The sequence below is a fragment of the Streptomyces sp. NPDC059037 genome, assembly GCF_042740015.1.
In the GTDB taxonomy this organism is placed as follows: domain Bacteria; phylum Actinomycetota; class Actinomycetes; order Streptomycetales; family Streptomycetaceae; genus Streptomyces.
The window spans coordinates 1-9,423 of the sequence record NZ_JBHYIG010000086.1; the positions used below are offsets into that span (position 1 = coordinate 1).

Annotated in this window: 5 protein-coding genes; 3 read left to right on the forward strand and 2 right to left on the reverse strand. The window is 69.9% G+C overall.

From position 1 onward, the window contains the following. Window positions 1-131 precede the first annotated feature (131 nt). Window positions 132-1,712 carry a protein kinase gene (locus tag ACFWY6_RS19410; RefSeq protein ID WP_384691705.1) on the reverse strand — a complete coding sequence of 527 codons (1,581 nt, stop codon included), beginning with the start codon at window positions 1,710-1,712 and terminating at the stop codon, window positions 132-134. A 291-nt stretch (window positions 1,713-2,003) separates the two neighbouring features. On the opposite strand from ACFWY6_RS19410, the gene ACFWY6_RS19415 reads away from it, so the two are divergent. After that, a complete protein-coding gene (locus ACFWY6_RS19415) occupies window positions 2,004-3,644 on the forward strand; it encodes a protein kinase (RefSeq protein WP_384691708.1) in 1,641 nt (546 codons plus the stop codon). A 168-nt stretch (window positions 3,645-3,812) separates the two neighbouring features. Here the strand turns inward: ACFWY6_RS19415 and ACFWY6_RS19420 are convergent, their stop codons facing one another. Further along, window positions 3,813-5,903: a PhoX family protein gene (locus tag ACFWY6_RS19420; RefSeq protein WP_384691711.1), complete on the reverse strand. Its 2,091-nt coding sequence runs from the start codon at window positions 5,901-5,903 to the stop codon at window positions 3,813-3,815. Between the two features lie 257 nt (window positions 5,904-6,160). Between ACFWY6_RS19420 and ACFWY6_RS19425 the strand changes: the two genes are divergently transcribed. Together ACFWY6_RS19425 and metG are read left to right on the forward strand one after the other, a co-directional pair. Next, window positions 6,161-7,558, forward strand: a complete 1,398-nt coding sequence (locus ACFWY6_RS19425) for a VWA domain-containing protein (RefSeq protein WP_384691713.1) — start codon at window positions 6,161-6,163, stop codon at window positions 7,556-7,558. Window positions 7,559-7,667: 109 nt separating this feature from the next. Further along, on the forward strand, window positions 7,668-9,299 hold the full coding sequence (gene metG / locus ACFWY6_RS19430) for a methionine--tRNA ligase (protein WP_384691716.1): 1,632 nt from the start codon (window positions 7,668-7,670) through the stop codon (window positions 9,297-9,299). Window positions 9,300-9,423 lie beyond the last annotated feature (124 nt).

The following is a 9,423-nucleotide window of genomic DNA, read 5'->3' on the forward strand; positions in this document are numbered from 1 at the left end:
ACCGTCGGTTGACGGGCCCCCGTGGCGCCGACCGCGGCCCGGGCGCGTGGTGCCGTTGTGGGGGCTCCCCGCGCGCGTGCCGTTGATCAAGCCGCTTCAGATGCTTCAGCCGCTTCAGCGCTTCGGCTGCTTCAGCCGTCGAGCCCGCCGTCCGCGCCACCGTCGGCCCCGCCCGTGGGCGGCTCCTCCGTGACGGGCGGAGTCGGCTCGTCGGTCGGCTCCGTCGGCTCGTCCGTCGGCTCACCGGTCGGCTCGTCCGTCGGCTCACCGGTGGGCTCCGTCGGCTCGCTCTCCGTGGGCGTCGTCGGAGTGGTCGGGTCGGTGGACGGCGTCACCGGGGGCGTGTAGTCCCCCTGACCGCCCGAGCCGTCACCCGGCACCGTCTCCTCGTCCGACGTCGACTCCTCCGGACTCTTGCTGGGCTCCTTCGACTCCGACTGCTTCGTCGGCGCCTTCGTCGGAGTGTCCTGGTCCTTCTTCTTCTCGCCGCCGGCCGTCAGCGCGAACGCGACACCCACCGCGATCGCGATGACCGCGAGCACGGCGAAGATCCACATCTTGCCGCGGCCGCCCCGGCCGTTCCCGTCGCGGTGACCGCCGTCGAAACCGCCGTCGTCGCCGCCCGGCGGACGCAGCATCGGGCCCGGGATCTGCGCGGTGCCGGAGTCGCCCGGGTGCTGCATCGCGGTGGTGCCCGCGACGCCCATCGCCGGGGTGTGGCCGCCCTGGTGCATCCCCGCGATGTCGACGGGCCCGGTGTTCCAGGTGCCGGTGTGGCTGCCCTGCTCGCCCAGCATCTGCAGCGCGTACTGGACCAGACCGCGCATCTCCTCGGCCGTCTGGAACCGGTCGTCCGGGTCCTTGGCGAGCGAGCGCATGACGAGCCCGTCCAGCTCCGGCGGCGCCACGTCCGAGGCCTCGGACGGCGGCACGGGGATGTCCTGGACGTGCTGGTAGACCACGGAGAGCGGCGTCTCACCGGTGAACGGGGGCCGCAGCGCGAGGAGTTCGTAGAGCAGACAGCCGGTCGCGTACAGGTCGGAGCGGTGGTCGACGGCCTTGCCGAGCGCCTGCTCCGGGGAGAGGTACTGGGGCGTGCCCATGACCATGCCGGTCTGCGTCATCGTCGACTGGGCGCCGTGCAGGGCGCGCGCGATGCCGAAGTCCATCACCTTCACCGCGCCGGTGTTGGTGATGATCACGTTCGCGGGCTTGATGTCGCGGTGCACGATGCCGTGCTGGTGCGAGTAGGCGAGCGCCTCGAGCACTCCGGAGACGATGATCAGGGCCTGCTCGGGGCCCGGCGCCTCCGCGTTGATCAGCAGATCGCGGATCGTCCGGCCCTCGACGATCTCCATGACGATGTACGGGACGACGTTCGGCCCGACGACGTCCTCGCCCGAGTCGTAGACCGCCACCACCGCGTGGTGGTTGAGCCCCGCCACCGACTGGGCCTCGCGCGTGAAGCGGGCCTTGGAGACCGGGTCCTCGGCGAGGTCGGAGCGGAGCAGCTTGACGGCGACCGTACGACCGAGACGTACGTCCTCGGCCGCGAACACCTCTGCCATGCCGCCACGGCCGAGTCTGCGGGTCAGCCGGTATCGGCCGTCCCCGACAAGCCCGCCATTACCCCACAACTCCGGCGCATCTGACATACCGCCGCCAGTCGCCTCGGGGTCGGACGGGCCCTGAGCGCGCTGCGTCTGTGCCATCAGTCCTCGCCGTCGTTTCTGGTCGTGGTGCTTGGTGGTACTGGGGGAACCCGGGCCACGCTACAGCCTTAACGCGGCACGCCGGTTCGAGGTGGACCGGACATCAAACCCGCCAGGGGGGCTGATGCGCAAACTTGTAACGCTTCCGAGACGCTTCTTGCGCGTACGGTCACGGAACGGGCATCGAGCTTGACGTGTCAGTGCCCTCGGGCAGACTTGGCCAGGAATAGCGGGAATCGATCACCGATCGCGGAGCCGTCCGGCACACCGCGCCGATGGGGGACGCACGACATGAGCAGCCAGGACGGCGCACAGGGACGGTATGCGGGGCGTTCGCTGGCCGGTGGCCGGTATCAGCTTCGCGATCTTCTCGGTGAAGGCGGCATGGCCTCCGTTCACCTGGCGTACGACTCCGTACTCGACCGCCAAGTCGCGATCAAGACGCTGCACACCGAGCTCGGCCGCGAGCAGTCGTTCCGCGAGCGCTTCCGCCGCGAGGCCCAGTCGGTGGCCAAGCTCACGCACACCAACATCGTCTCGGTCTTCGACACCGGCGAGGACGACCTCGACGGCGCGACGATGCCGTACATCGTCATGGAGTACGTGGAGGGCAAGCCGCTCGGCTCCGTCCTCGACGCGTCCGTCGCGCAGTTCGGCGCGATGCCGACCGACCAGGCGCTGAAGATCACCGCCGATGTGCTCGCCGCGCTCGAGATCAGCCACGAGATGGGCCTGGTCCACCGCGACATCAAGCCCGGCAACGTGATGATGACGAAGCGCAACGTCGTCAAGGTCATGGACTTCGGCATCGCCCGCGCCATGCAGTCCGGCGTCACCTCCATGACGCAGACCGGCATGGTCGTCGGCACCCCGCAGTATCTGTCGCCGGAGCAGGCCCTCGGCCGCGGCGTCGACGCCCGCTCCGACCTGTACTCGGTCGGCATCATGCTCTTCCAGCTGACCACCGGCCGGCTGCCGTTCGAGGCGGACTCGCCGCTGGCCATCGCGTACGCGCACGTCCAGGAGGAGCCGGTCGCTCCGTCCTCGATCAACCGCTCGCTGCCGCCGGCGCTCGACGCGATCGTCGCCCGCGCGCTCAAGAAGAACCCGAACGAGCGTTTCCCGACCGCGGAGGCGATGCGCGACGAGTGCCTGCGCGTGGCCCAGTCCTTCCAGACGGCGGCGCCGAGCATCGTGCCGGGCGCCCAGACCGCGAGCGGCGCGGGCGTCGGCTCCGCGGTCTTCCCGCCGGTCGACACCTCGATGCCGCAGGGCGGCAACGTCCAGACGCCGTACCAGCCCGGTTCGTACGGCCCGGCAACCCCGGCCCCGGTGACCCCGGGCTACGGCTACCCGCAGCAGGCCGGCTACCAGACCCCGCCGCCCACGAACGCGTACGCACCGCAGGCCTCGCAGACCCCGCCTCCGTACACGGTCTCGCCGCAGCCGGCGCAGACGTCCGTACAGGGCCAGGGCGGCGGCTCGGGCTCGGGCGGCGGCAAGCGGAACATGCCGGTGGTCGTCGGCTCGATCGTCGTCGCGCTGCTGGCCATCGGCGGCGTGATCGCGGCGGTGTCGCTGGGCGGCGACGACGAGGGCGGCAAGGACCCCAAGGACAAGAAGTCGAACGCGCCGGTGGCGGGCCACCGCGGTCCCGACCGGACGCAGACGATCGAGACCGAAGAGTGCACCGAGCCCGACACGGCGTACAACGACGAGAACAAGATCAAGGTCCCTGACTTCACGTTCAAGGACTGGCGGTCCGTTCAGAAGTGCCTGCAGGCGGCCGGCTGGCAGTACGACAAGCGCGAGATGGACGAGAACACCTACGGGGAGGACACGGTCATGTCGCAGTCCCCCAAGGAGGAGTCCGACATCTCTCCGGACGACGTGAAGATCGAGATCACGGTCTCCACGGGTGACCCCGCCTGATCACCGCCTGATCATCCACGGCAACGCCGGGGGGGGGGGGGGGCCGCTGCGGCGGGCTCCCCCCCCGACCCCATACCTCTTTATCTGTGGGTGTTCTACGTCGTGGGGGCCACCCCGCGGTGGGGGGGGCCCCCATCGTCGTACTGCATCCGGCTGGATCAGATCCGCTCAGACGCCGATGTCGCAGCCGTCCTTGCGCCACACCGAGACCACCGACGGACGGACGATCTTGCCGGGTCCGTCGGGCCAGACGCTCGCGGGCTTCTCGACCGACGCCCCGTCGATCTCGCCCGGGTGCTGCACGGCGACGACCACGCGGCGGTCCTGGACGATCGGGCCGCAGGTCTCCGCGCCCTTCGGCATGGTGAGGAACTGCTTGAGCTCACCGCGCCGGTCGCCCTTGGTCGCGACACCGAACAGACCGTCGTGCGAGCCGAGTTGGGCGCCGTCCGTCGAGATCCACAGGTTGCCGTACGGGTCGAAGGAGACGTTGTCCGGGCAGGAGATCGGGCTGACCTTGTCCTTCGGGAAGCCCGCGAAGTACGTCGCCGGGTCGTTCGGGTCGCCCGCGACGAGGAACAGCGACCAGGCGAAGGTGGTCGCATCGGCGCGGTTGCGGCGCTCGGTCAGCTCAAGGATCTGCCCGTGCTTGTTCAAGTTCCGCGGGTTGGCCTCGTCCGCGCCGGCCTTGCCCGCCTTGCCGCGGTCGGAGTTGTTCGTCAGCGCGACGTACACCTTGCCGGTGTGCGGGGACGGCTCGATGTCCTCGGGACGGTCCATCTTGGTGGCCCCGACCTTGTCACCGGCGAGGCGCGTGAAGACGTACACCTCTTCGGCGGTCATGCCGTCGACGTGCGAGACGGCCTTTCCGCCCGGTCCCGCGGTGGCGAGCGGGATCCACGTACCGCTGCCGTCGAACTCGCCGTCGGCGGGCAGCTTGCCGGTGCCGTCGATCTCGGCGGCCGGGGAGTCGCCGGTCAGCTTGGCGACGTACAGCGTGCCCTCGTCGAGGAGGGTGAGATTGTGCTGGTGGGCGGCGCGCGAGCGGCCCTTGTCGACGCGCTTGCTGCTGACGAACTTGTAGAAGTAGTCGAACTTCTCGTCGTCGCCCATGTAGACGACGGGGCGGCCGTCGTCCGTGAGCCGGGGCTGCGCTGCCTCGTGCTTGAAGCGGCCGAGCGCGGTGCGCTTGCGCGGGGTCGACTCCGGGTCGTACGGGTCGAGTTCGACGACCCAGCCGAAGCGGTTGGCCTCGTTGGGCTCCTTGGCGAGGTCGAAGCGGTCGTCGTACCGCTCCCACTTGCGCTCGGAGGCGGCGCCGATGACGCCGTACCGCTTGAGGCGCGCAGCGGCGGTCGGGTCGGTCACCTTCTCTGCGTTGGCGAAGTACTGATTGAAGTTCTCTTCACCGTGCAGGGTGGTGCCCCACGGGGTGGTGCCGCCCGAGCAGTTGTTGAGGGTGCCGAGGACGGTGACGCCCTTCGGGTCGGCCTTCGTACGGACGAGCGCGCTGCCGGCGGCGGGGCCGGAGAGGCGGAACTCGCTGGTGGCGGTCAGGCGCCGGTTGAGCTGGTGGCGGGAGACGGCGGAAAGCTGCCCGCTCCTGCGCTCCTCCTCCACGACCACGACACTGAGGCCGTGCGCGGCCCAGGCGATCTCGACCTGCTCGCGGGTCGGCTTCTCGGGGTCGTACCCCTTGAACATCAGGATCTCGTCCGTGTACTCGTGGTTGGCGACGAGGACCTGGCGGCCGTGCTCGCGGTGCAGCGGCAGCAGGGAGAGGAAGTCGTTGTTGTACCCGAACTGTCCGGCCTGCGCCTTCGCGGTCTGCTTGTCCGCGTCGAAGGCGGGGGCGCCGCGGAGGATGGGCTCGCCCCAGCGGATGACGACGTTCTGGGCGTAGCCGTCGGGGACGGTGACGGCGTCGGTGGTGTTGGGCGCGACGGGCGTGAAGCGGAGACCGCGCGCCCCCGTTTTGCTCTTCTGCGACGACGGTTTCTGCGCGGCCGCGGTGGCCTGCGGGGCGGCGGGACCGGCGATGACGGCGCCGCCGGCGGCGGTGGCGACCGTCACGACGGCCGCGGCGCGCATCATCGAGCGGCGGCTGAGCGCGCCGGCTATGACGTCGCCGACGTACTCGTTGTCGCTGGTGTTGGGCACCTCGTGGAAGCAGGCGTCACCGCAGCGGAAACGGCAGGTCATGGCGGAACGGCCGCCGCTCCCCTGGTGCGAGGTGATGATCGGCAGCAGCTTGCGCACGGTTCCTCCGTTTTGTGGGCGTGGCTTGTTTCCGCGGCGACGCTAGGGGTGGAGGAGTGCAGGGCGGCGGACGCCGGGTGAACGGGAGGTGAACCGGGGGCGCACATAGGGCAGTTGACGTGCGGGCGAGTGGTAAGGGTGACGATGTCGGCGGTGTACGGCGACCCTCGCCAAGATCGCGGAAGGTGGCGGCTAACCTTACGTGTCCGCCCTGGCCAGGGGTTATCGGGAATCAACTCACGCGAAGGGGTGCACCCATGGGCATTCTGAGTGTCCTGCGGAATGCGTTCGGACGGTCGTCACGTAAGGGGGCTACGGCTGAGCCTGAGGCTGCGGCGGCGCCGGAGCGTGAGGTTGAGCCGGAGCAGCCTGACCAGAAGGTCTCGGTACCGGCCCCCAGCTCCGAGCCGACTCCGTCGGAGGCGGCCGCGCTCGTGGCAGCGGCGTTCGACAACGTATCGGTCCCGGCCCAGCAGTCGACCGAGCCCGAGCCCACGACTGCGGAGCTGCCCGCTGCTTCCCCGGCACCGGAGGCAGAGGTTGCGCCCACCGAGGCCGAGGTGGAGCCGGAGCCCGATCTCGACGCTGCTTCTGAGACCACCGAGCCCGAGCCGGTCGTCGACGCTGCTTCTGTAACCACCGAACCCGAGCCGGTGATCGAAGCCAAGGCCGAGCCCGACGCCGCCGCTGCTTCTGTGGGCAATCGTCCCGCTGGGCGGGACGGGTGGGCACAGCCCGAAGCTGCCCTCGCCGAGGAAGCGGCAGAGGCCCCCGTGACCGAGACGGAGCCCGAGACGCCGGTTGCCGATGAAGTGGCCGAGGTGACTGTGACCCCGGCACAGCCCGAAGCTGCCCTCGCCGAGGAAGCGGCAGAGGCCCCCGTGACCCCGGCAGAGGTCGAAGCCCCGGTTGCCGAGGAAGCGGCAGAGCCCGAAGCCCCCGCCACCCCGGCGGAGCCCCAGGACGCCGAAGACACCCAGGGCGCCCCCGCCAGCGGAAAGCCCGCCACCACCCCCGCCAAGATCAAGTCCAAGGCCCCGGCACTGGCCGCCGCCTACAAGGCTGCCGGCGCCGCCCTGAAGAAGCGGGACCTCACGGGGACCCGCGCCCCGGTGTACCTGGTCCTCGACCGCTCCGGATCCATGCGCCCGTACTACAAGGACGGCTCCGCCCAGAGCCTGGGCGAACAGGCCCTCGCCCTGGCCGCCCACACGGACCCCGAAGCCACGGTCCACGTCGTCTTCTTCTCCACGGACATCGACGGCACCGGCACCCTCACCCTCCCCGAGCACGAGGGCCGCATCGACGAGCTGCACGCCGCGGCGGGCCACATGGGCCGCACCAGCTACCACCGCGCCATCGAAGAGGTCGTCGCCCACTACGAGAAGTCGGAGCACCAGGGCCCGGCCCTCGTGATCTTCCAGACGGACGGCGCCCCCGACGCCAAGGGCCCCGCGAACCAGGCCCTCACCGACGCGGCCAAGCACCCCCTCTTCTTCCAGTTCGTGGCGTTCGGCGACCACGACGCAAAGGGCTTCGACTACCTCCGCAAGCTGAAGGCGGACAACGCCGCCTTCTTCCACGCGGGCCCCACGCCCAAGGAGCTCACGGACAAGGAGCTGTACGAGGGCCTCCTCGCGGCCTGGCGCCCGTAGCCGCAGGACCCACCACCGCACGTCGACCAGGGGGTGGCACCGGAAGCCCCGGGTCCACCCCCTGGAATCGATGTGAGTCGATCTCCATCCGGCCGTTAGGATTTCGACCATGGCGGCCACTGGATCCGAGAAGCAGGGAGCGGACGAGAACGCGAAGGCGTTCTACGTCTCGACCCCCATCTACTACGTAAACGACGCTCCTCACCTGGGCCACGCCTACACGACCGTTGCAGGGGACGTGCTCACGCGCTGGCACCGTCAGCGCGGCGAGAAGGTGTGGTACCTCACCGGCACGGACGAGCACGGTCAGAAGATCATGCGCACGGCCGAGGCGAACGGAGTCACCCCCCAGGAGTGGTGCGACAAGCTCGTCACCGAGGCCTGGAAGCCCCTCTGGGAGCACCTGAACATCGCGAACGACGACTTCATCCGCACGACGGAGAAGCGTCACACGGACCGCGTGCAGGAGTTCGTCCAGGATCTCTTCGACAAGGGCGAGATCTACAAGGGCGGCTATGAGGGCCCGTACTGCGTGGGCTGTGAGGAGTACAAGCTCCCCGGCGACCTGATCGACGGCGAGGGCGAGTACGAAGGGCAGAAGCTCTGCCCCATCCACAAGAAGCCGGTGGAGCTCCTCAAGGAGGAGAACTACTTCTTCAAGCTCAGCGAGTACGGCCCCAAGCTCCTCGAGCTCTACGCGGCGAACCCCGGCTTCATCCAGCCGGAGTCGGCCCGCAACGAAGTGGTGAACTTCGTGCGCCAGGGCCTGCAGGACCTCTCGATCTCCCGCTCGACGTTCGACTGGGGCGTCAAGGTCCCGTGGGACGACAAGCACGTGATCTACGTGTGGATCGACGCGCTCCTGAACTACGCGACGGCGGTCGGCTACGGCGCGAACCAGAACAAGTTCGACGAGACCTTCCCGGCCAACGTCCACCTCGTCGGCAAGGACATCCTCCGCTTCCACGCGGTGATCTGGCCCGCGATGCTGCTGGCGCAGGGCCTCCCGGTACCGGGTCGCGTGGCCGCGAACGGCTGGCTGATGGTCGGCGGCGAGAAGATGTCGAAGTCGAACCTGACGGGCATCAAGCCGCAGGACCTGACCTCCCACTTCGGCGTGGACGCCTACCGCTGGTACTTCCTGCGCGCGATCGCCTTCGGCAGCGACGGCTCGTTCTCGTGGGAGGACTTCACGGCCCGCTACACCAGCGAGCTGGCGAACGACTACGGAAACCTGGCGTCCCGCGTCGCGGCGATGGTCGGCAAGTACTTCGGCGGCGCGCTGCCGGAGGCCACGGCCTCCGGTGACGCCGAGAAGGCGGTCCAGGAGGGCCTGGCGAAGGCTGTCTCCGAGGCCGACCGCAAGATCGGCGACGACCTGGACTTCCAGGGCGGCATCCTGGCGATCTTCGACTTCGTGAAGCAGGTCAACGGCTACATCACGGAGCAGGAGCCGTGGAAGGTCGCCAAGGACGATTCCGAGGAGGGCAAGGCCCGCCTCGCGACCATCCTCTACACGGCCGCCGAGTCGCTCCGCGCCGTGGCGGTCCTGCTGAACCCGATCATGCCGGACACCTCCCAGAAGCTCTGGGACTCCCTCGGCGCGGAGCCCCTCCTGGGCGCCCTCGCCGACCAGGACGTCCAGACCGCCGCCACCTGGGGCACGCTCCCCGCGGGCGCGACGGTGACGAAGGGCGCGGTGCTGTTCCCGCGCCTGGAGGAGCCGAAGAAGGACGCGTAGGCCCAGGCCTCGTCCCTTCCCGTACGTGAGTGAGGGGCCCCCCCCCCACACCGTGGGCGGGCCGCCCCCCGGGGGGGGACCCCGCGGGCCCCCGGGCCCCCCCGGGGGCGGCCCCGCGGTGGGG

What these genes read in the sequence shown, in the direction of transcription:
- ACFWY6_RS19410 (WP_384691705.1), bottom strand. Translation starts at nt 1,712, where the DNA reads ATGGCACAGACGCAGCGCGCTCAGGGCCCGTCCGACCCCGAGGCGACT.
- ACFWY6_RS19415 (WP_384691708.1), top strand. Translation starts at nt 2,004, where the DNA reads ATGAGCAGCCAGGACGGCGCACAGGGACGGTATGCGGGGCGTTCGCTG.
- ACFWY6_RS19425 (WP_384691713.1), top strand. Translation starts at nt 6,161, where the DNA reads ATGGGCATTCTGAGTGTCCTGCGGAATGCGTTCGGACGGTCGTCACGT.
- metG (WP_384691716.1), top strand. Translation starts at nt 7,668, where the DNA reads ATGGCGGCCACTGGATCCGAGAAGCAGGGAGCGGACGAGAACGCGAAG.